Genomic DNA, 21,509 nt, shown 5'->3' with positions numbered 1-21,509 from the left:
GGCCTCGGCCCAGGTCGATCAAGGTTTCCAGGAGACGATGCAGGTCAGAGGCAACACCGCCGGAAATTGCGATTGCGCCGAAAGGCTCCACAGATCGCTGGGGATGCCTGGGCCAACGGGCTGCGTCCGGTGCAGCAAGGTCACAGCCACCGGCATTTGCTTCCACGTCAGAAGATACATCCCTTGATCATCGTTCACGTCGACTCCCTTGGGAGCCGAGGTATCGGAGATCACGGTGGTGCCGTGGCAGGTGGCCGGGTCGATTTCCCGCGTATAGGTAGAGATGCTGTGGAGGTTCCCCCCGTTGCCACCCGTCGTCGTCCAACCCATTTTTCGATACATCAGTAGGTACCGCGTGGCATTGACCAACTGCTCGCTGTAGACGTCGTACCGCTCAAAGACGGGCTCCGAGGGTTGCTCCATCGGGACTTTGAACGGTAAGGGCGGCGGATCTTGGAATAATGTCGGCGGGCACTGGTTCAATTGCGTCAGGGTGGCGATATCTTTGGCCGATGTGGCGGAGGCTGCTGGGGATTGGACGGCTATACGAGTGTTGGCGAGGAAATCCGAAATGAACTCCTCACACCCCTGATCAGCTTGGTGGGGGCGTTTCAGGGAGCGGACGGCGGCCACGAAGGTCTGTACCCCTTTTTCCTTGTGCGGAGAAAAAAGGGGATATCGGGTTTCGACTCGCTCAATGAGGGCGGCATTGCCCTGATTCTTGTTTGAAGTGCACCCTGGCAGGGTCATGGTCCCCGCCAGCATAAGGGCGCTGAAAATGAACGCCTGCGATCTTCTATTTATTTTTGTAGACATTGGATGAGGATCCATTTTGTTGCTTATGTTAAAATAATGGAATCTCGGAAAGAAGTAACGGCTGACGTGTCGAGCCTCTGTTAATTAAGGGATGGTACTCAGCTTTTTCTGGTTAATCCAAACTTGATCAATCTTCGCCGTGATACCGTGGGGGCGCCGCTTACGTCGCCCATTCCTGCCACATGATCAATAACATCTACTCATGGGGAATAATTAGGGATGGGCGAGGGGGCTTAAGGGGCCTCCCCGCCCTTTGGCCCCCAGAACAGCACCCAGGTGGCGAAGTCGTCGCTGAAATCCTCGAAGCGATGCTCGGCGCCAGCCTCCACGAACAGCAGGTCGTGCGGCTGGAAGGGATGGCGCTCACCGTTCTTCACGAAGGTGCCGGTGCCGCTGATGATCACGTAGATTTCATCACGGACATGGGGGCCTTGAGGGTCATGGCCCCGCGGGGCGTAGATGCCCACCTTCATGCTGCCGTGCTCCAGCAGGTACTGGAACCGTTCCCCTGTCGGGACATCGGGCAGGGTGGCCAGGGCGGGGACGGCCGAAAGAAGCCAAGGCGGGGTTTGCATCGCGGGCCTTTCTGTCGGTGTGGGACGATCAGGCGCCGGCCGAGGGCACGGCGGTGTCGTGTTCCTGCTTTATCCGCCGTTCCTCGCGATCGTTTTCCAGCTTCAATTTCCGCGTCCGTTCGCGGATTTCCTCTTCTTTGGCCTCAACGAGGTCAGACAGGTTCCAGAGGCCGAAAGCGCCACCGAACAAGAGCAACAACATAATCCCATCGGTAAATGTCATTGGTGCCCCCAAGATAAACACTAATGCAACTTAGACGGTGCGTCGCTGAGCTGGCCAGGGAAAATGCTTGAGTTATGGCGTCGCAGATCGACTGGGGCAGGGGAGCGGGCAGCGAAAAGGCCCGGCGTCGCCGCCGGGCCTTCGCATTCAACTTAATCGCTGATCCGGAGGGGATCAGGCGATGGCCTTGTCGGCGGCCAGGTAGCGGGCGTCGCCCTCTTCCACCAGGGCGGGGTGGGTCAGCTTGCCGCGGAACACGTTCAGGCCGTTGCGCAGATGCACGTCGTCGGCCAGAGCCTGCTGCCAGCCCTTGTCGGCCAAGGCCAGGACGAAGGGGGAGGTGGCGTTGTTCAGGGCGAAGGTGGAGGTGCGGGCGACCGCGCCCGGCATGTTGGCCACGCAGTAGTGGATGACGCCGTCGACCACATAGGTCGGGTCGGCGTGGGTGGTGGCGTGCGAGGTCTCGAAGCAGCCGCCCTGGTCGATGGACACGTCCACCAGCACGCTGCCGGGGCGCATCTTGGCCACCATCTCCTTGGTGACGACGCGGGGGGCGTTGGCGCCCGGCACCAGCACGGCGCCGATCACCAGGTCGGCGTCCAGCACCGCCTGCTCGATGGTGTCGATGTTGGCGTAGAGCGTGTTCACGCGGCGGCCGTACTGCTGGTCGATCTGGCGCAGCCGATCCAGCGACTTGTCCAGCACGGTCACTTCCGCTTCCAGGCCCACGGCCATGCGGGCCGCGTTCAGGCCGACCACGCCGCCGCCGATGACGACGACCTTGGCGGCCGGGGTGCCGGGCACGCCGCCCAGCAGGATGCCGTTGCCGCCGTAGCTCTTCTCCAGGCACTTGGCACCGGCCTGGATGGACATGCGGCCGGCGACCTCGCTCATGGGGGCCAGCAGGGGCAGGCCACCGCGGGCGTCGGTCACGGTCTCATAGGCGATGCAGATGGCGCCGGAGGCCAGCAGCAGCTCGGTCTGCTCCGGATCGGGGGCCAGGTGCAGGTAGGTGAACAGGACCTGGCCGGGGCGCAGCATGCGGCACTCGTGCGGCTGCGGCTCCTTCACCTTCACGATCATGTCGGCCTTGGCGAAGATTTCTTCGGCGGTGTCCACCAGGGTGGCGCCGGCGGCGGCGTACTGCTCGTCCGTCAGGCCGATGGCGGTGCCGGCGTTCTTCTGCACGATGACCGAGTGGCCGTGGGCCACCAGCTGGCGCACGTTGCCGGGGATCAGACCGACGCGATACTCGTGGTTTTTGATTTCCTTAGGAACGCCGACCAGCATGGTTATCTCCCGGATCATCTGGGTTGGCGCCGCCTGTCCGGTCGCGCAACCGTTGCCTCGATTTCGGAGCCCAAGATAAGGCCGAAGGCCGGTGCATGTCCTTGCGTTGAGGGTTAGGCTTGGCGCACAATGCGCAAGGAACCATCGTTAAAGGCGTTTCATGCGGCAGAGTCTGCGAACAACGGTGCTGGATAGGATTGATCGTGCCATCCTGGCCCGCCTGCAGGAGCATGGCCGCGTCCCTAATTCGGAACTCGCCGCCCATGTTCACCTGTCGGAAAGCGCCTGCCTGCGCCGCGTCAAGGCGATGGAGGAGGCGGGGATCATCAGCGGATACACCGCCATCCTGGACCCGGCCTCCTGCGGGCGGCCGGAAAGCGTGTTCGTGCAGGTGACGCTGGAGAAACAGACGGAGCCCTACCTGCGCGCCTTTGAGGAGGCGCTGGCCACCTGCCCGCAGGTGATGGAGTGCTATCTGATGTCGGGCGACAGCGACTATCTGTTGCGCGTGGTGGTGGCGGGGGCCGCCGATTACGAGGCCCTGCACAACCGCATCCTGACCCGCCTGCCGGGGGTGGCCCGCGTCCATTCCAGCTTCACCCTGCGCACCGTCATGAAACGCACGGCCCTGCCGCTGGCGGACGTCGTGACGGTGGGCGGCGATTGACGGGCGCAATGCCAGGCCGTAAACCGCAAAGCCAGCCGTTGCGGTGAGGGGTGGGCATCTCGCGCCCGCCGTGTTGCCACAAAAACCTTTATCCAAGGAAAACGTCCCGCATGACCGAGCCTGCCTCCCCCTCCATCACCGGCCGGCTCAAGGGCCGTGTCGCCGTCGTCACCGGCGCGTCGCGCGGGTTGGGCGCCGCCGTGGCCAAGGGGCTGGCGGCGGAGGGCGCGCATGTCGTGCTGATCGCCCGCACCGTGGGTGGGCTGGAGGAGGTGGACGATGCCATCCGCGCCGCTGGCGGCACCGCCACCCTGATCCCCCAGGATATGGCGGCCGACCCCGCCCAGCTGGATGTGCTGGGCCCGGCCTTGCTGGACCGGTTCAAGCGGGTGGACATCCTGGTGGCCAACGCCGGCATGCTGGGCGCCATCGGCCCGATGGCCCATGCCGACGTGAAGCAGTGGGACAAGGTGCTGGCCCTGACGCTGACCGCCAACATGCGCCTGATCCGCACGCTGGATCCCCTGCTGCGCGGTTCTGACGCGGGCCGCGCCGTCTTCATTACCGACCGCTATGGCCATGAGCCGGTGGCCTACTGGAACGCCTACGCCGTGGCCAAGGCGGGGCTGGAGATGATGGCGCTGACCTACGCGCAGGAGGTGCTGCAGAGCCCCCTGAAGGTGAACCTGGTGGATCCCGGCCCCATGCCCACCAAGCTGCGGGCCCAGGCGTTTCCTGGGGAAAAGCCCGATACCCAGCCGCCCGTGACCCGGGTCGTCCCCACTATCCTGGACCTGGTGGCGCCCGATAACACCCGCCATGGCGAGTGCATCGCCCTGTACTGAGGGGCGTGGGATTTGGGGCCGTCCATTCAAGGGTGGTTCACGCATGGCAGGGCATGCTTACGCTCCGGACCGTAGTGATATTGGTCACAGCCGCAGCGGTTCGGTGGGCATAGTCTTCCTTTCGTACCGGGGATGGCCCCAACCTCTCCGGTGCCCGAGACGGCGACCTCGGTCCCGTTTCTGCTTCCCCGTCCGGGTGGGTTGCTCCCCGCGCCCAACCCGGCCTCTTAAAAGGCCCGCCGCTCCCCCGCAGGCGGGCCTTTTTTCTTGTCCGAATTCCTCAAGCGCCGGCGGCCCCCCCGGCCCTTGGCTGTCCTCGATTTCCAGTCCGCTACCCTCCCCGGAAATCTCCGGCGGACGCGGTCGCGTCCTAGAGCGGAACGCGATCAGGTGGAATCACCTGATCGTGTAAATCCGCTCTATCATGAACAGGTTAAGAGCAAGATACGATCATGACTGATCGCATCTTGCTCTAGGGAGAGAATGAGCCTGGGCTAGGCGTGCGGCACGTAGGGCACGCCGTGCTTCTTGAACCACTCCAGCATCTGCTTCCATGCCACCTTGGCGTCCGTGGGGTTGTAGCTGGGGCGGTAATCGGCGTTGAAGCCGTGGCCTGAATCCTCGAACACCATCAGCTTGCAATCGCTGGCGGCCTTGTCGCCCTGGGCCAGGGCGGCCCGCATCTGATCCACGCTGGCGACCGGGATGCCGTCGTCCTTGGCGCCGTACAGGCCCAGGACGGGAGCATTCAGCTGGTTCACCAGGTCGATGGGGTTCTTGGGATGGGCGGCATCGGTATTGCCGACCAATCGGCCGTACCAGGCGGCGCCGGCCTTCAGATCGGGATTGTGTGCGGAATATAGCCAGACGATGCGCCCGCCCCAGCAGAAGCCGGTGATGGCCATGCGCCGGGTGTCGGCTCTCCCATCGGTCTTCACGAAGGCGACGGTGGCATCCAGGTCGGCCATCACCTGCTCATCGGACACCTTGGATACGATGTCGCGTACCAGGGTGGGGATGTCCGGCACCTTGGTGGCGTCACCCTGGCGGAAATACAGATCGGGGGCGATGGCGTAATAGCCCGATTTGGCCAGGCGCCGGCAGAGGTCACGGATGTGCTCGTGCAGGCCGAAGATTTCCTGCACCACCAGCACCACGGGATGGTGCCCGCCCTGGCCCGCCCATTTGGGTACGGCGCGGTAGGCGCCCATGGTGGCGCCGCCGGCCACGGGCACCTGCACCATGCCGGCCTCCAGATTGTCGGCGTCGGTGATGATGGTTTCCGCCGATACAGGCAGCACCGCCAGCGCAAAGCCAGCGGCCAGGCCGGCCGTGGTGAAGCCGCGACGGTTGATCACGTTGTCTTCCATGGAAGTCGCCCCTTCGTCACTGTTATGGCTGAACTTTTACCGCAAGCCCCTGCGCGCCGCAGCCGCCACGCTCACAAGGCGCCGGTATGCCGCAGGTGCCGGATTTCCTCCTCATCCAGCCGCAGCCAGTCCTGCAGCACGGCGTCGGTGTGCTGGCCCAGGGTGGGTGGGGCCTGGCGGTAGTTGACCGGCGTGTCGCTGAACTTCATGGGGCTGCCGATCAGCTCCACCGTGCCCGGCAGGCCGGCGCCCGGCGCCCCCGTCCCGCCCGCCTGGGGGTGGGGCAGGGTGACGCGCATCCCGCGGGCGGCCACCTGCGGGTCGGCGAAAACCTTGTCGATGCTGTTGATGGGGCCGCAGGGCACGCCCAGCGGTTCCAGCGCGTCGATCCAGAATTGGCTGCTCTGGCCCTGGATGACGGCGGCGATGGCGGGTACCAGGCTGTCGCGGTTGCCCACCCGCGCCTGGTTGGTGGCATAGCGCGGGTCGCTGGCCCAGGCGGCGTTGCCGGTCAGGTGGCAGAAACGGGCGAACTGCTCATCGTTGCCGATGGCCAGGATGATCCAGCCATCACTGGTGGCGAAGGTCTGGTAGGGCACGATGGTGGGATGGGCGTTGCCCACGCGCGGCGCCAGGTGGCCGCTGGTCAGGTAATATTGGCCCGGGTGGGACAGCCAGGCGACCTGGGTGTCGAACAGCGACAGGTCAATGGCCTGGCCCCGGCCGGTGTGGTCGCGGTGGCGCAGGGCCGCCAAGATGGCGATGACGGCGTAGGTGCCGGTCATCAGGTCGGCGATGGCGACGCCAGCCTTCAGCGGCTGGCCCTCCGGCTCCCCCGTCAGGGACATGAAGCCGCCCATGCCCTGCACCAGGTAGTCGTAGCCGGCACGCGCGGCATAGGGCCCGGCATGGCCGAAGCCGGTGATGGAACAGTAGATCAGCCGGGGGAAGGCGTCGCGTAGATCCTCATACCCCAGGCCATAGCGGCCCAGGGTGCCGGTCTTGTAGTTTTCCACCACCACGTCGGCGTGGCCGATCAACTGCAGGGCCAGCGCCTTGCCCGTCGGATTGGTGAAGTCCAGGCTCAGCGAGCGCTTGTTGCGGTTGGCCGACAGGTAGTAGGCGCTTTCCCGTGTGTCCTGCCCGGCATCGTCCTTGAGGAAAGGCGGGCCCCAGGCGCGGGTATCGTCCCCCTGGCCCGGCCGTTCCACCTTCACCACGTCGGCGCCCAGGTCGCCCAGGATCTGCGTGGCGCTGGGCCCTGCCAGTACTCGGCTCATATCCAGGACCTTCAGGCCGGTCAGCGGGCCGGTGGCGGGGATGGGCGGCTGGGTCATGGGCGCAGGTCTACCTTCTGTCGGGGATGCCTGGCTGTTGGGGACGCCTGGCCTGCACGGCGGTGATCTTACACGGCGGACGCGACCAGCGCCTAGATGGCATCGGTGTTGTTAAGCCCAGGCTTCCCCTGCGGGCCGTTTCACGCTCTGATATCCCAATCGTTTACCTGCCGAACCCGAGGCCCCCGATGCTCGATAAGAACGCCAAGATGCCCGACGAGGTCCCCGTGATCCGCACCATCGCCATGCCGGCCGATACCAACCCCGCCGGCGACATCTTCGGCGGTTGGCTGATGTCGCAGATGGACTTGGCGGCCGGCAACGTGGCGGCCCGCATGGCGCGGGGGCGCGCCGCCACCGTGGCGGTGGATGCCATCGCCTTCCTGGGTCCGGTGTTCGTGGGGGATGAGGTCAGCCTGTTCGGCCGGCTGGTGTCGCGCGGTCGCACCTCCATGCGCATCGAGGTGGAGGCCTGGCGCCGCAGCCGTGATGCCGACGACACCAACAAGGTGACCGAGGCGGTCTTCACCTTCGTCGCAATCGATGAGAATCGCCGTCCGCGCCCCCTGCCGGTCCCGGGGGAATAAGCGGGCGGGAACCGGGGCCCCGGACCAAAGTTCCCTCGACACCGGGGGCAAGGGGCGCGCACTCTACCGTTACTCCTTTTGCTGAAGTCAGAGCTGGTTTCATGGCCGATCCCCGTGACGAACTGCTGCGCCAGATCCGCGCCATCCGGCGGCGGATCGACCCGGATGTCCTGGAAAAGGCGGCCGCGGCGGCGGAGCGCATGCAGACGGCACGGGCAGCCCCCCCGGCTGAGGAGCCCCCGGACATACCCTTCGATCGCCAGGCCGCGCGCGATGTGGTGATGACCTTCCTGCAGTCCCGTCATGATGGCGGCCGCTTCGCCATGAAACTGATGGAAGAAATGAAGAAGCCCGAGGCGGCGGCCAAGGCTTACGGGCGGGCGGCAACAAAACCGACCCGTAAGACCTAGGGTGGGAAATAGTGTTTCCTTAAGATGGCATTAAATTGCCCGTAAGGCGGGGCCAAAGGTAGCAACTCCTAAAATTGGCCCCTGGGATCGGGATGGGGCTGTCTATCCTGCCTGGATTAGCCTTATCCTGCGGCACCTTGGCAGCGTGACCATCGAAATACTGGCGTAGTCGGGATGGGCCCGTGCGGTATAAGCTGCCTCAAGATAAGTCCATCCGGCATGTGTCGCACCTGGATGGGGAGACAGGGAACAGACCCGGTGGGCCACCACATCAAACAGGTCGTCTGGCCCGACCGGGCCTATGTCGACTACAAGTTCGATCACCACCGGCTGTTCAGCACCATCATGACGGTGGCGACCTCCATCACCGTCAGCGGCCTGTGGGGATGGGACTACGTCATCGATGCCGAAGGGGCGCGGCGTACCATCGGCCTGCGGCTGGTGATGTCCGTCATCATCGTGCTGCACGCCCTGCTGCTGCATTTCCGGGTGCCGCGCCGCCTGACCACGGCCTACGCCTTCATCGGCGCCTTCACGTGCCAGATGCTGTTCATCGAGGTGCTGAACCGCCTGGATCACGGCATGCAGGCCCAATTCTCCGGTTTCCTGTTCTTCACCTTCCTGCCGCTGCTGGTGATGCAGTATGTGCCCTTCACCACCGGCGCCGCTTTCATGGTGCTGATCATTTCCCTGCCGCCGGCGGCAGGGGCGGTGGGCTTCGCCCATGACTTCGAATATGTGAAGTACCCGCTGCTGCTGGGTCCGGTGGGCGCTATGTTCATCTGCGTGCTCTTTGCGTTCGAGCAGATCAATTACACCAACTACGAGAGCCAGCGGCTGCTGCGGCTGGTCGCCATCACCGACAGCCTGACGGGTGCCGGCACCCGCCGCTTCATTACCGACACGGCGGCGCGAGAGATGGCGCGGGCCCGGCGCTACGGCGGACCGCTATCGGTGTTGATGCTGGATATCGACCATTTCAAGCGCATCAACGATACCTGGGGGCACCAGGCCGGCGACCAGGCCATCCGTGCCGTGGTCGACCTCTGCCGGGGTGCCATCCGCGACACTGATGTCATCGGCCGCTTCGGCGGCGAGGAATTCGTGATCCTGCTGCCGCAGACCGACCGGCCGGAGGCGGAGCGGGTGGCGGAACGCCTGCGCTGCGCCGTGGCGGCCGCACCCGTCGTCCTGGCGCCGGACGTGTCCGTGACCCTGACCTGCAGCCTGGGCGTCACCACCCTGTCCGCCAACGACCACAGCGTGGACACCCTGCTGGGCCGTGCCGACCAGGCCCTCTACGCCGCCAAGAACGCCGGCCGCAACCGCGTGTCGGTGGCGGCATAGGTTTTTGGGCTTTTGTTCAATCGTGCGATCGCCTCAGATGAGGCCATCTGAAGCGATCGCACTCTAAGCCGGGTACAGCGCGTCGCTATGGATGCGCAGGGGTTTGGCCACTGGCTGGGGGGCGGCGTTCGCCGGGCCCAGCACGGCGGCCACCAGACGCTGGGTCCAGCCGGGTTCGTCCAGCGGCTGGTGACGGATCAGCAGGCGGCTGTAAAGGGTATTGTACAGCAATTCCACCACCACCGCCTCGTCCAACTCGGCCGGCAACTCACCGGAACGCACACCCATGCGCACAATCTCGCGGATGCGTTCCCGGCGGGGCTGCAGCACCTGGGTGCAGTAGGTCTCCAGCACTTCCGGATTGCTTTGCCCCTCCACGATGATGCTGGCGATGACCCGGCCCATGGGGCCGGCCATGGTCCCGGCCATGACCGCCAGCAGGCTTTCCAGGTCGCGACGGGCGGAGCCGGTGGCGCGAATGGGGGCCGCCACCTCCACCATTTCCAACAGCGAGGCGACGGCCAGCGCGCCTTTGGTGGGCCACCAGCGATAAATGGTGGTTTTGGCGCAGCCGGACCGGGCGGCCACCGCCTCGATGGTGAAACCTGCCAGGCCCGCTTGCACCAGCAGGTCATAGGCGCTGCTGAGGATGGCCTGTCGCGACTTGTCACAGCGCGGACGGCCACGGACGGAACGCTGCCGGGGGGCCTGGCCGGGGCCAGGGGCGTTGGCGGTGGCGGTCATTGGGCGTCTTGGCTTTCACTGCATGGGAATTCGAAAGACGATCCAACCCGGGCGACGGTTTCCAAACGCGGTGGAAAGGGTGCGGCGGCGCATGGAACGACAGCGTTTTCAGGTGACGGCAGCCACTCCCTGGCTTGGCTGCGCGGCGTCTTTTCCCGCCCCTCTTATCGCATCGGATCGCAACAAACAAGATGCGGACAGGCAATAATGGGTCATATTATTTGCGGCTGAGTAGGCAACCGGTGTCATCGCCCGCTTCCGCCTTCACCGATGAAACGTTGGCGCAGGGCGGCCCAGGCCGGGGGGCCCTCGCGCACGATGCGGTCCAGGGCCGTCTGGGCGCCGGTCGGGTCGCCGTCCACGCAGGCCTGGTGCAGGTCGCGGCCCAGGCGCTGCAGCCGGCGCAGGCCGACATTGCCGGCGGTGGACACCAGATCGTGCGCCTCGCCTTGGATGGTGCCAAGGTCGGTGCGGGGATCCAGGATCCGCAGGCGGTCAATGCGGGCCATCCCATTGTCGGCGAAGCCGCGCACCAGGCTTTGAAAGGCGGCGGCGGGCACCGCGGCGCCCAGGCCGGACAGCACGCCGGGGTCGAAGGCGGGTTCCAGCCGCTCCGCCGGCTCCGGCGGGCTGACCGAGGCGGGGCCGGCGGCTTCAGGCGGGAGCGGGGCCGGCTGCCCTGCCCAATGTTCCACCTTGTGCAGGAACTGCTCCTGATCGAAGGGTTTGGACACATAATCATTCATGCCCGCCGCCAGGTATTCCTCACGCATGCCCACCATGGCGTTGGCCGTCATGGCGATGATGGGCACCCGGGCGCAGGGTCCACCGGTGCGGATGGCGCGGGTGGCGGCCACACCGTCCATTACCGGCATCTGCACATCCATCAGGATCAGGTCGTAGGCCTGGCCGGCGCAACGGCCCACGGCCTGCTCCCCGTCCGTGGCGTCATCGACCGCATAGCCTTCCCGTTCCAGCATGATGCGCGCGATGGCGCGGTTGGTCTCATTGTCGTCGACCAGCAGGATGGCGCGCCCCTCACCAGGATGGGCGGCGACAGGCTGCGCCTTGCGTCCCGCCGTCGCGGTCGCCCGCGTCCTGCCACGGGCGACGGCGCCCGAGCGACCGGCGCGGCCGCGGCTGGCGGGGATGTCCTGCTGCACCAGGCGGGTCAGCAAGTCCTTCAGCGTGGCCAGGCGCACGGGTTTGGTCAGCACGCCGTCAAAGAGGCCCTTCATCTCCCCCAACTCGCCACCAACGGAGGTGACCAGCACCATCTTTACCCCGGCGTAGGCCGGGTCCTGACGGATCTGGGCGGCGAAGGCCAGGCCGTCCATGATAGGCATGGCCTGGTCGACGAAGATAACGTCGAAGGCGCGGCCCGCCTGGGTGGCCAGTTCCAGCTGGCGCAGGGCCGCGTTGCCGCCCGAGGTCGTGACGCAACCGATGCCCAGCCGGTTCAGGTGGCTTTCCATCACCGCCAGGTTCAGGGGCAGGTCATCGACCACCAGGGCGGTCCGGCCCTTCAGCACAGGCGCGCGACCGCTGCGGCCCTTGGTCGATACGACCTCCAGCGGGATGGCGAAGCTGAAAGTGGCGCCCTCGCCCGGGCTGCTGGTCACGACGATATCGCCGCCCATCAGGCGCACCAGCTGATGAGAAATGGCCAGGCCCAGGCCGGTGCCGCCGAACTTGCGGTTGATGGAGGTGTCGGCCTGGGTGAACTTCTGGAACAGCCGCGCTTGCTGGTCCTCCGTCATGCCAGGGCCGGTGTCGGTGACGGAGAATTCCAGCAAGCGGCTTTTCTTGTCGGCGCCCTTGGCCGCCACGGGCGCGACCTTGATGCCCACCTGGCCCGTGGCCGTGAACTTCACGGCGTTACCCGCCAGGTTCAGCAGGATCTGGCGCAGACGGGTGGGGTCGCCGCGATAGATGCCGGCGGCCTTGGCATCGACCAGGCTGGTCAGGTCCAGTTTTTTCTCCTGCGCCCGGGTGGCCAGGATGGCGACCACACCGTCCACCACGTCGCCCACGTCGAATTCCAGCATCTCCAGCTCGACCTTGCCGGCCTCCAGCTTCGAGATGTCCAGGATGTTGTTGATGATGTTCAGCAGCGCCTCGGCGCTGTCATAGATGGTCTCGGCATAGGTGCGCTGGTCATAGGTCAGGTCGGTTTCCAGCAGGATCTGGGTCATGCCCATGACGCCATTCATGGGCGTGCGGATTTCGTGGCTCATGTTGGCCAGGAACTCCGACTTGGCCTGGTTGGCCGCCTCGGCCGCGTGGCGGGACCGTTCCAGGTCGTCGGCCAGGGCCACCAGTTCGCTGGCCTGGGCCTCCAGCCGGCTGTTGACCTCGGTCATCATCTCCAGGTGGCGCCGCCTTTCCGTCACGTCGCGGGAGGAGGCGACGAAGCGCTGGCCCTCAACCGGATCGACGATCAGGCGGGCGACCGTTTCCAACCAGACAGTGGAGCCATCAGCCCTGATGACCCGGAACTGGTAGGTGATGGGCTCGCCATTCGGGGCGGCGAGCAGGCGGCGTTGCGCGTCGGCCAGGATGGGGATGTCCGTCGGCTCCGTGAACTCCACCGTGCGCCGGCCCATCACCTGGTCCAGCCGCCAGCCTAGAACCCGTTCCACCGAAGGCGACATGTACAGGCAGCGGCCGTCCAGGGCGTGCAGGGCCACGATGTCCGTGGCGTTGTCGGCCAGAAGGCGGAAGCGCTGCTCGCTTTCGGCCAGCGCGGCGGCGCGCGTCTTCTCTGCCGTGATGTCGGACAGGGTGACGGCCAGGCCCCTTTCCCAGGGGACGGCGGAGATCCGCAGCCAGGTGCCTTCGCCATCCAGTCCGCCTTCCTCGCGGTTCAGATGCTCAAACGTCTCGGGGGCGTTCTGGCTGACGATGCGGGCGTAGCGCTCGAACAGGCTCCCCCCCAGGGGGCCCGGCAATTCCTCCCGCAGGCGCTTGCCCACCAGATAGGCGGCCGGCTGGCCGATCATGTGTTCCGCCGCCCGGTTCACCAGCGCGAAGCGGAAGTCGATGACGGCGCCGGTCTTCGGGTCGCGCACCGCCGCCAGGGCGAGGATGCTGTCCAGCGAGCTGTTCATGACGCTGTCCAGGAGGGTGCGCTGCGCCTGCAGGTCGATGCGCGCGCTTTCCAGCTCCGCTACCTTGGCGGCCAGGGCGTGTGTCGCCTTGACCTCGGCGGTGCGGTCGCGGCCGGAGCCCCGGAAGCCCAGGAATGTGCCATCTTCACCAAAGCGGGGGACGCCACTGATGGCGATGAAGTGGGTGTTCCCCTGGTGATCAAGCGCGGCGTAGGTCAGCTCCCGGAAGGGCTGGCGGGCGGCCAGGAAGGCCTCATACCGGGCGATGGAGGGATCGCTTGGGTCGGCCGACAGTTCCCGCCGGGTGCGCCCCAGCATGTCCGCGGGATCCAGGCCTATGGTGGTGATGCCCTGTGACATGGCGGAGATGCGCCCGGCCCCGTCCGTTTCCCAGAACCAGTCGCTGGAAATCTCGGTCAGATCGCGGAAGCGGGCCTCCCGCGCCATCAGTTCCTGGTCCTGCCAGGTGATGGCCTCGGCCATGACGTTGAAGGCGTTCGCCAGTTGTCCCAATTCCCCGGCGCCGGAGGGCAGATGGGCGCGGGTGGTCTTGTCGCCGGCGCCCAGGCGGTCCACGGCCTGCTGCAGGGACGCCAGCCAACGCAGCACCGTGCCGCTCAACGTCGCCCACGCCAGGCCCATGGTCGCCAGGGTCACGGCGAGGGCCAGCAGGGCGACGCGTTCGGAATCCCGGTCCAGCTTGGACAACACGGCGGCGCGGTCGAATGCGATGATCACCCGCATGCCGGTGGCGGGGAGGACGGCGCTGCCGATCAGCTTTTCGCGGCCGTCCAGGCCGATGGCGCTGCCGCTGCCCTGATTCCGCTCCAGGGCGAACCGGATGGTGGGTGTGTTGGCCATCTTCCTGCCGATGGCCTCCGGCATGGCGGGCAGGCGTGCCATCACGGTACCTTCCTTGTCCACCATCAGGAAGGTCATGTCATCCTCAAGGATGACCTTGCTGTTCTGCTCCACCCAATCCAGGTTGAGGCCGGCCAGGACCAGCCGGTCCACGTCGCCGCCCGGCTGCAGGATGGGATACGCCATGCCGACGATGGGCTTGGCGGCGGCCCGGCTCAGCAGGAAGCCGCTGACGGTGGGCTTGCCACTCCGCACCGCTTCTTGCAGGAAGGCACGGTCGGCGTAGCTGGGCCAGGGCTGGGGCAGGGACGAGCAAACGAGTTGGCCGTCGCGGGTGGCGACGTGGATGTTGGCCAGCCAGGGCTGGGCATCCTTCATGATGGCGGCGTCGTCGTTGCAGGCGTCGGGCGGCAATCGCGCGGAATGCGTCGCAAAGCTGGCCATCAGGTCGCGGACTTGGTCCAGCAGGCGCTGTTCGCTGTTGGCCGCCAGGCGGGCGAAGGACAGGGCGGTGGCTTGCACGCCCGCCACCGCTTCATCCCGCCGCTGCTGAATGTCCCAGGCGAGCAGGAGGATGAAAGGCAGGACCGACAACAGTAGCAACAACAGCAGACGGTGCCGCAAACCGAACCGCATGCATCTCCCCCGCTTGGAGCGCCACCGTTGTCCCCAATGGGATGGGGGCGGGGCACGGGACGGCCGCGCCATGGCCGGCGTTGCCATCCCCATCAATCAAGCAACCAAATCCCGCGAAATCGACGGGAAATAGGGGGTAGTTCCGACCCCGCCCCCAATTCTACCCCCAATCAGGGCACCAGGATGAAATCCATAAGGGTATCTCGTCCGCTAGCTGTGGGTGCAGGGCCAGCGCCCGCATACACGAACGGCCCCGGCGCGGGTCAGCGCCGGGGCCGTCAAAGCCCGTCTGGACTGGCCGTCCTACAACCGGCCGATCAGGATGAGGACCAGCACGATGACGATCAGCGTGCCCAGGCCGCCGGCCGGGTAGTAGCCCCAGTTGACGCTATGCGGCCAGGTGGGCAAGGCGCCGATCAGGAACAGTATTAGAATGATCAGGATGATGGTTCCAAGGTTCATAGCGGCCTCTCTCCAGAATTCGAAGGCGTACGGATGATGGAAATTCATTGTGACCAAAACATGTTTTTAAAGTCCCGTCGGCATGAAAAACCGTCTATCCGCCAAAGAAAAGGGGCCTACATAATTCGACCCTAAATGCCTAAGCGCCCGACGTATCCCGGATTACCGGGTTGGGGTGTAAGTAAAATGGATGGCATAGGCGGTAGGTCATATGGGTTTGGAGTGTGGCCATCGTGGCGATGACGAAATAAATAATGTCCTTCTTTTCCAATATCCTACTTCATTTCCCAACGATAATTGCCGCATGATCCACCTAGGCGCGCCACATTGCCGCCATAAGGCGTGTCGAACATTGACTGGCTATTGACGGACCAACTCTTGGGAAATCGCCTGTCCCTATTGGAACAGGCGCCCCAGATGGACCCGCGGGAGCCCCGTCATGACCGTCCTGGGAAGTGTCCCGGGCGGGGGTGAGCGGCGGTCCTGTTCTTCAACCCAAGTGGCACTTCAACCCCAAGTGAGGAAGACGACCATGAACAAGAACCGTATTGAGGGTAATGCCAAGATCGCCGGTGGCGCCGTGAAGGAAGCGGCCGGCAAGGTCATCGGTGACGACCAGATGGCGGCGGAAGGCAAGGCCAAGAAGGTCGAAGGCCACGCCCAGAACGCCGCCGGCAAGATCCAGGAAGCCGGCAAGGCCCTGAAGGATACCGCCAAGAAGGCTCTGGACTGATAGGGCGGCGGTGGTCTGCCGCTGCGCCCGCCGCTGGACCGGTGACGGCGTGAACGCCGTCACCCCCCGCGCTGCGGCGGGGTCCCTGACCTTATTGGCGAGTGCTTTGAAACAGCAAAGGGAGCGACCGGTTCGGCCGTTCCCGTCCACCATCCCCGCCGGCTGGACCCTCAGCGGCGATGGCTTGGCCGGTGCCCCCGGCCGGCCCAATAACGGAGTGACCATGATGCCTGTGTCGCACATCTCGACGGCGGCCAAGCCGTCCCTGCAGTCCCGAGTCATTCCCGCCGCCCTGTCGGCCCTGATGGTTTTCGGCGCCATGACCGCGACCGCGCCGCACGCGCTGGCCGCCGTCGCCTCGCATGGCACCGACCAGAGCAACCTGGTGGAGCGTGCCCGCGTCACCGTTGACGACCTGCGCAAGGACAAGGAATTCGGCAACGCCCGTGAGTTGATGAAGCGCGCCAAGGGCGTGCTGATCGTGCCGCAGCTGATCAAGGGCGGCTTCTTCGTGGGCGGCGAGGGCGGCGACGCCGTGCTGCTGACGCGGGGCCCCAACGGCGAATTCAGCTATCCCGCCTTCTACACCCTGGGCTCGGCCTCCTTCGGCCTGCAGATCGGTGTGGAGCAGGCAGAGCTGGTCCTGTTCATCATGAGCGACAAGGCCTTGTCGTCCGTCCTGCAGGATGAATTCAAGATCGGTGCCCAGGCGGGCCTGGCCGTGGTGACCTTGGGCTCCACCGCCGAGGCCGCCACCGGTACCTCGATGAGCGGCGACATCATCGTCTGGTCCTCGGCCAGCGGCGCCTATGCCGGCCTGACGCTCAACGGCTCGGTCCTGAAGCCGCGCGACAGCTGGAACGAGGCCTATTACGGCAAGCCGGAATCGGTGTCGGCGATCGTCTCGGCCCGCAGCGCCAAGAATGCCGACGCCGACGGCCTGCGCAAGAACTTGGCGACCATACGCTGACGTTGTTCACCTAAAGGGGAGGGGTGGTGTGCCGCCCCTCTTCACCCGGAAGCATCCGGACGACGTCAGCGTATATCTACGGATGAAGGCTGGCCCGTTCGGTCTAGGCAGAAGGTTGTCCAGTAATTGATTTGCCTCAAAGCTTAGACAGAACATTATACACTATGAATAACTGGCTAAATTTATTGATAAAGATATAGCAAACAATTTCTGCGCAACGCTTCTTATGCGGAGTTTGTTTATTAGCCGTTGGGACAAATAATACGATCCCGACATGGCAATCACCCAAGGAGAGGAGCAGACCATGATCCCGCCCACGGTTCCCCCCAGCGTCCCCCCCGCCGCCACCGAGCACTCCGTCAAGGTGTTGAATGACCTGATCGAGAAGACCCTGGACAGCGCCCTTGGCTACAAGGACGCCGCGGAAGAGGCGACCAACGACAGCTTCAAGACGCTGTTTGCCACCCGCGCCCGCCAGCGCCGCCAGCTGACCACCGCCCTGCAGGCCGAGGTCATCAGCCTGGGCGGCCAGCCGGAAACCGACGGCACGGTGCTGGGGGCCGCCCGTCGCATGTTCGTGAACCTGAAGAATGCCGTCACCGGCAGCGACCAGAGCGTCGTCGCCGCCGTCGAGGCGGGCGAGGACGACATCAAGTCCAGCTTCGAGAAGGCACTGCAGGGCGACCTGCCCATGCCGGCGCGCGAAGTGGTCGCCACCTGCTACGACAGCATCAAGGCCGACCACGACCAGATGAGCACCCTGAAGCACGCGCTGGAACGCCGCTGACCGGCGGCGCGTGACGCCAGATCCGGCGGGCCCCTTTCAACCGGGGCTCGCCAAATCTGAGGGGGACGCGAGCGATCGACGTCCCCCAACCGACGAAGGAGAAGGACGATGAAGAGCGAAACCATCGACGCCGCCGCCACCGCCGCCCGTTCCGTGCGCGATGCCGCGCGTGAGGATGCCGACCACCTGTCCAGCGCCATCAAGGCCGAAGCCAGCGATCTCTACAAGACGCTGGCGGCGAAGGGCGAGGCGGCGGCCAAGGCCGTGGGTACGCAGGTGGAGGCGCAGCCCATCACCAGCCTGCTGCTGGCCTTCTCCGCCGGTTTCATCGCCAGCCGCCTGCTGTCCCGCTGAGGCGGGCGGGCGTGGCTGGACAATAAGCGCCGCATAAGGGGGACCGGTGATGGAAGGCTGGACCAAGCTGGCCGTTATGGCCTTGTCGCAACTGGGGGTGATCCCCTTTGGTCCGGTGCACCGGTCCTCTCCGGCGCCGCTGGTCGATGGTGTCGTCACGGTCGTCATCACCGGCGTGCTGGCCATGCTGGCCGTCATCGCGGCGGTGGGCCTGCTCTGCGCCGCGCTGTGGGCCGGGCTGGAGCCGCAGATGGGCCCGGTCTGGACACCCGCACTGGTGGCGCTGGCCCTGATCGTACTGTGCCTGGTGCTGCTGGTGGTGATGCGGCTGCTGGTCGGCCGTCGTGAGCCGCCGGCCCCGCCGGCGGTGCATCCCGCCCTGGATTTGGATCCCGAGGTGCTGCTGACCGAAGCCCAGCGCCTGGTGGTCAAACACAAGGTGCCAGCCTTGCTGGCGGCCGTGGTGGCCGGATTGATTGTCGGAAGCCCCGGCAGTCGCGCCGACCGCAAGTGAATGCAACCCCTAGCCCATCAAGGAGGGCCACGATGACTACGAAACTCCGCGCGCTTGTTCTTTTGTCCATGCTGGGCATGGGGGCGCTGGTCAGCGCCTGCCATACCACCGAGGGCGCCGGCGAGGATATCTCCGCCACCGGCCACGCCATCAGCAAGGAGGCCCGTAAGGACACCCCGTGATCGGGCGTTTCCCGCGTGCCTTTAGGAAAAACACTCGCCCGCGACACCGCCGGCGGGTGTTTTTCTGCCTGCCTTAACGATAGCGCCGATGGGCCTCCAGCGTCAGGCCCAGGCCGACGGAGCCGAACTTGTCGCCCTCGACCACCCGGGCCTCCGGCAGTTCCGCCAGGATGCTGGCGCGCACATTGGGCAGCAGGGTGGACCCGCCGGTCAGGAACACGGCGTCGATCTTGTCGCGCGTGAGGCCGCTGTCGCCCAGCGCCTTGCGGATCATGCCGGCGATGCCGTCGGTCAACGGCGTGGTGGCGGCGGCGAAGCCGGGCACGGTGAAGGGGATGGTCAGGCCCCGCTCGATGAAGTCGAACGGGATGTCCACCACCACGTCTGCCCCTCCCGACTGGGCCGCCGTGGCGCTGAGGCGGATCTTGGTGCGCTCCACCGTCATGGCGACGCGGTGGCCCAAGTGCTCCTCCACCACATGGATCAGCCGGCCGATCAGGTCGGGCTTCGCGGACTCGCGCAGTACTTGGCGCAGTTCCGCCATCACTTTGGGGGCATAGAGGAAGTTGATCTTGGACCAGGTGGCCAGGTCGTTGAAATAGCTGTTGGGCGCCAGCAGGCCGGCGCGCTTCATCGGCGACTGGTAGCCCAGGCGCGGCATGACGCCGTGCAGCGACAGCAGGCGATCGAAGTCGGTGCCGCCGATGCGCACGCCGGTGCTGGCCAGGATGTCCTGGCCCCGGTCGGCGGCCTCCCGCCGATCCGGTCCGATGCGCACGATGGAAAAGTCGGAGGTGCCGCCGCCGATGTCGGCGATCAGCGCGATCTCTTCCGCATTCACCTGGCGCTCGTAATCCAGGGCGGCGGCGATGGGCTCGAACTGGAAGGAGATGTCGGTGTAGCCGATGTCGCGCGCGATTTCCGCCAGGGCTGTTTCCGCCCGGCGGTCGGCCGCGTCGTCACCGTCCACGAAATGCACGGGGCGGCCGTGGACCACCTGGGTCAGGGGGTGGCCGACCTGTTCCTCCGCCCGGCGCTTGATCTCCGTCAGCAGGGTCTTCAGCACGTCGCGGAAGCGGATGCGCCGCCGGTCCAGCTGGGTTTCCATGTCGATCAGGTCGGTACCCAGTACCGACTTCAGCGAGCGCATGAGGCGGCCGTCGGCCCACTCGGCATAGATTTGGATGGCGGCGCGCCCGAACTCTTCGCGCTTGGCGGCGAAGTCGAAGAACAGCGCGCTGGGCAGGGTGGTCTCCTCACCCTCCAGCGGCAGCAGGCGGGCCTGGCCATCCTCGACGACGCCCAGGGTGCTGTTCGACGTTCCAAAGTCCAGGCCGCAATAGCCCATGGTGCGCGCTCCAACGACGGCCGAAAGGATCGGTTTTTGAAATGGGGGCGCGGTTTGTAACGGAAATAGCCGGGCGCGGCCAGGAAAAATCGAGCCTTTCCCCTGGCGCCGGGCCCATTTTCGCGGGCTGGAAGGCTACAGCGACGCCGCCGCCGGCTTCACGCCGGCGGGGCGGTGGACTCGCGGACCACCAGGCTGTGGTCGAACACCTTCTTCAGGTAGCTGCCCACCTGGCCGGCGGTGCGGTCGATGATGAAGCGGGCGGCGGCGGCGCCCATTTCCATCACCGGCTGGCGCACAGTGGTCAGCGGCGGGCAAACGACGCTGGCGGCCGGCAGATCGTCGATGCCGGCCACCGACAGGGCGCCCGGCACCGGGATGCCCATCTTGTAGGCCACGGACAGGACGGCCATGGCCATGCTGTCGTTGGCGGCGAAGATGGCGGTGGGGCGCCGCGGTTGTTCCAGCAGGGCGCGGGCGGCCGACAGGCCGCTGTCGAAGGTGAACAGGCCCGGCTGGATCAGGCGATCGGGGATGGGCCCGCCGTCGAACAGGGCGTCGCGATAGCCCGCCTCACGCTGGGCAGCCGCCGCGTGCTTGGGGTGGCCCTGGATGAAGCCGATGTCGCGGTGCCCTTGGTCCATCAGATGGCGCGTCATCTGGAATGCCGCCTGGTAATTGTCGATGTCGACACCCCAGCCCCATTTCTCCTCCGCGCTGCTGTCCAGGGTGGGGGAGATGCGCACGCAGGTGACACCGCGCCGTGCCAGCAGGGACAACAACTGGGGATCGTCGCACAGGGGGGGGATCAGGATAACGCCATCGACGCGCAGGGTGGAAACCAGGGTCTCCGTCAGGGCGGTAAAGTCGGAGGCGCCCAGGTCGATGTATTCCGTCAGCAGGTGGTAACCGCCGGCGCGGCAGGCCTGGATGGCACCCATCTGCAGTTCGGTCACGTACAGCATGGCGTTGTCCGACACCCCGCCGGAGGAGACCAGCGCGATCAGGAAGCTGCGCGATCCCGACAGGGCGCGGGCCGACAGGCTGGGCGTGTAGTTCAGGCTGCGCGCCGCCTCCATCACCCGGGCGCGCGTCTCCGCGCTGGCCTTGGGCTCCCCGTTCAGCACGCGGGACACCGTCTTGATGGAGACGTTGGCCACGCGGGCGACATCATAAATGGTGGCCTTGCTCAACGCCCCGAACCTCCAACCAGACCGCTGCCCCCTTGCCATTCCGGAGGTTTGTGCCCCGCCTCCTGAAAGCGGCGGGATCATAGCATCGGCGGGCGGCAAAGATAGTGCGTGAAACCGGTGGCGGCGGGCCGGCGCCGAAACGGCGTGT

22 protein-coding genes are annotated in these 21,509 nt (G+C 65.9%); 11 read left to right on the top strand and 11 right to left on the bottom strand.

Annotation, left to right across the window (positions count from 1 at the left end; translation table 11 throughout):
- Positions 1 to 18: 18 nt before the first annotated feature.
- The 4 genes from FBZ88_RS00905 to ald form a co-directional block, all read right to left on the bottom strand.
- Positions 19 to 750, bottom strand: coding sequence for a hypothetical protein (locus FBZ88_RS00905; protein WP_145614983.1), 732 nt, complete (start codon positions 748 to 750; stop codon positions 19 to 21).
- 299 nt (positions 751 to 1,049) lie between these two features.
- Positions 1,050 to 1,391: a cupin domain-containing protein gene (locus FBZ88_RS00900; protein WP_145614982.1), complete on the bottom strand. Its 342-nt coding sequence runs from the start codon at positions 1,389 to 1,391 to the stop codon at positions 1,050 to 1,052.
- 28 nt (positions 1,392 to 1,419) lie between these two features.
- On the bottom strand, positions 1,420 to 1,614 hold the full coding sequence (locus FBZ88_RS00895) for a hypothetical protein (RefSeq protein WP_145614981.1): 195 nt from the start codon (positions 1,612 to 1,614) through the stop codon (positions 1,420 to 1,422).
- Positions 1,615 to 1,788: 174 nt separating this feature from the next.
- Positions 1,789 to 2,904 carry an alanine dehydrogenase gene (gene ald, locus FBZ88_RS00890; RefSeq protein ID WP_088873209.1) on the bottom strand — a complete coding sequence of 372 codons (1,116 nt, stop codon included), beginning with the start codon at positions 2,902 to 2,904 and terminating at the stop codon, positions 1,789 to 1,791.
- A 160-nt stretch (positions 2,905 to 3,064) separates the two neighbouring features.
- Here ald and FBZ88_RS00885 point away from each other — a divergent pair, with 160 nt between their 5' ends.
- Complete coding sequence (locus FBZ88_RS00885; RefSeq protein ID WP_088873210.1) at positions 3,065 to 3,571, top strand: Lrp/AsnC family transcriptional regulator; 507 nt, start codon at positions 3,065 to 3,067, stop codon at positions 3,569 to 3,571.
- A 110-nt stretch (positions 3,572 to 3,681) separates the two neighbouring features.
- Positions 3,682 to 4,416 (top strand): SDR family NAD(P)-dependent oxidoreductase, encoded by a 735-nt coding sequence (locus FBZ88_RS00880; RefSeq protein WP_145614980.1) that lies wholly within the window; start codon positions 3,682 to 3,684, stop codon positions 4,414 to 4,416.
- A 494-nt stretch (positions 4,417 to 4,910) separates the two neighbouring features.
- Here FBZ88_RS00880 and FBZ88_RS00875 read toward each other — a convergent pair whose 3' ends face one another.
- Positions 4,911 to 5,786 carry a dienelactone hydrolase family protein gene (locus FBZ88_RS00875; protein ID WP_145614979.1) on the bottom strand — a complete coding sequence of 292 codons (876 nt, stop codon included), beginning with the start codon at positions 5,784 to 5,786 and terminating at the stop codon, positions 4,911 to 4,913.
- Between the two features lie 71 nt (positions 5,787 to 5,857).
- On the bottom strand, positions 5,858 to 7,123 hold the full coding sequence (locus tag FBZ88_RS00870; protein WP_145614978.1) for a CaiB/BaiF CoA transferase family protein: 1,266 nt from the start codon (positions 7,121 to 7,123) through the stop codon (positions 5,858 to 5,860).
- Between the two features lie 188 nt (positions 7,124 to 7,311).
- Here FBZ88_RS00870 and FBZ88_RS00865 point away from each other — a divergent pair, with 188 nt between their 5' ends.
- The 3 genes from FBZ88_RS00865 to FBZ88_RS00855 all read left to right on the top strand — a co-directional run bounded on the left by FBZ88_RS00865 (position 7,312) and on the right by FBZ88_RS00855 (position 9,467).
- Positions 7,312 to 7,710, top strand: coding sequence for an acyl-CoA thioesterase (locus FBZ88_RS00865; RefSeq protein WP_145614977.1), 399 nt, complete (start codon positions 7,312 to 7,314; stop codon positions 7,708 to 7,710).
- Positions 7,711 to 7,811: 101 nt separating this feature from the next.
- Entirely contained in the window at positions 7,812 to 8,120 is a 309-nt protein-coding gene (locus FBZ88_RS00860) for a hypothetical protein (protein WP_145614976.1), read from the top strand.
- A gap of 258 nt (positions 8,121 to 8,378) precedes the next feature.
- Positions 8,379 to 9,467, top strand: a complete 1,089-nt coding sequence (locus tag FBZ88_RS00855; protein ID WP_186464132.1) for a GGDEF domain-containing protein — start codon at positions 8,379 to 8,381, stop codon at positions 9,465 to 9,467.
- Positions 9,468 to 9,530: 63 nt separating this feature from the next.
- Here the strand turns inward: FBZ88_RS00855 and FBZ88_RS00850 are convergent, their stop codons facing one another.
- The 3 genes from FBZ88_RS00850 to FBZ88_RS00840 all read right to left on the bottom strand — a co-directional run bounded on the left by FBZ88_RS00850 (position 9,531) and on the right by FBZ88_RS00840 (position 15,280).
- Positions 9,531 to 10,211 carry a TetR/AcrR family transcriptional regulator gene (locus FBZ88_RS00850; protein ID WP_145614974.1) on the bottom strand — a complete coding sequence of 227 codons (681 nt, stop codon included), beginning with the start codon at positions 10,209 to 10,211 and terminating at the stop codon, positions 9,531 to 9,533.
- Positions 10,212 to 10,456: 245 nt separating this feature from the next.
- Entirely contained in the window at positions 10,457 to 14,818 is a 4,362-nt protein-coding gene (locus FBZ88_RS00845) for a response regulator (protein ID WP_186464131.1), read from the bottom strand.
- A 303-nt stretch (positions 14,819 to 15,121) separates the two neighbouring features.
- Positions 15,122 to 15,280 (bottom strand): DUF3309 family protein, encoded by a 159-nt coding sequence (locus FBZ88_RS00840; RefSeq protein ID WP_040843864.1) that lies wholly within the window; start codon positions 15,278 to 15,280, stop codon positions 15,122 to 15,124.
- Between the two features lie 532 nt (positions 15,281 to 15,812).
- Here FBZ88_RS00840 and FBZ88_RS00835 point away from each other — a divergent pair.
- The 6 genes from FBZ88_RS00835 to FBZ88_RS00810 all read left to right on the top strand — a co-directional run bounded on the left by FBZ88_RS00835 (position 15,813) and on the right by FBZ88_RS00810 (position 18,820).
- Positions 15,813 to 16,013 (top strand): CsbD family protein, encoded by a 201-nt coding sequence (locus tag FBZ88_RS00835; RefSeq protein ID WP_088873218.1) that lies wholly within the window; start codon positions 15,813 to 15,815, stop codon positions 16,011 to 16,013.
- A 223-nt stretch (positions 16,014 to 16,236) separates the two neighbouring features.
- Positions 16,237 to 16,983, top strand: coding sequence for a lipid-binding SYLF domain-containing protein (locus FBZ88_RS00830; protein WP_145614972.1), 747 nt, complete (start codon positions 16,237 to 16,239; stop codon positions 16,981 to 16,983).
- 304 nt (positions 16,984 to 17,287) lie between these two features.
- Complete coding sequence (locus FBZ88_RS00825; protein ID WP_145614971.1) at positions 17,288 to 17,770, top strand: ferritin-like domain-containing protein; 483 nt, start codon at positions 17,288 to 17,290, stop codon at positions 17,768 to 17,770.
- A 108-nt stretch (positions 17,771 to 17,878) separates the two neighbouring features.
- A complete protein-coding gene (locus FBZ88_RS00820) occupies positions 17,879 to 18,124 on the top strand; it encodes a hypothetical protein (protein WP_145610110.1) in 246 nt (81 codons plus the stop codon).
- 49 nt (positions 18,125 to 18,173) lie between these two features.
- Positions 18,174 to 18,638, top strand: a complete 465-nt coding sequence (locus FBZ88_RS00815; RefSeq protein WP_145614970.1) for a hypothetical protein — start codon at positions 18,174 to 18,176, stop codon at positions 18,636 to 18,638.
- Positions 18,639 to 18,670: 32 nt separating this feature from the next.
- A complete protein-coding gene (locus tag FBZ88_RS00810; RefSeq protein ID WP_145614969.1) occupies positions 18,671 to 18,820 on the top strand; it encodes an entericidin A/B family lipoprotein in 150 nt (49 codons plus the stop codon).
- Positions 18,821 to 18,893: 73 nt separating this feature from the next.
- Here FBZ88_RS00810 and FBZ88_RS00805 read toward each other — a convergent pair whose 3' ends face one another.
- On the bottom strand, positions 18,894 to 20,168 hold the full coding sequence (locus FBZ88_RS00805; protein ID WP_145614968.1) for an Hsp70 family protein: 1,275 nt from the start codon (positions 20,166 to 20,168) through the stop codon (positions 18,894 to 18,896).
- A 158-nt stretch (positions 20,169 to 20,326) separates the two neighbouring features.
- Positions 20,327 to 21,361 (bottom strand): LacI family DNA-binding transcriptional regulator, encoded by a 1,035-nt coding sequence (locus tag FBZ88_RS00800; RefSeq protein WP_211102466.1) that lies wholly within the window; start codon positions 21,359 to 21,361, stop codon positions 20,327 to 20,329.
- Between the last annotated feature and the right edge of the window lie 148 nt (positions 21,362 to 21,509).

This window comes from Nitrospirillum bahiense (assembly GCF_007828025.1).
In the GTDB taxonomy this organism is placed as follows: domain Bacteria; phylum Pseudomonadota; class Alphaproteobacteria; order Azospirillales; family Azospirillaceae; genus Nitrospirillum; species Nitrospirillum amazonense.
The sequence above is the reverse complement of the archived record's forward strand: the minus strand, read 5'-3'. Positions and strand labels throughout refer to the sequence as shown.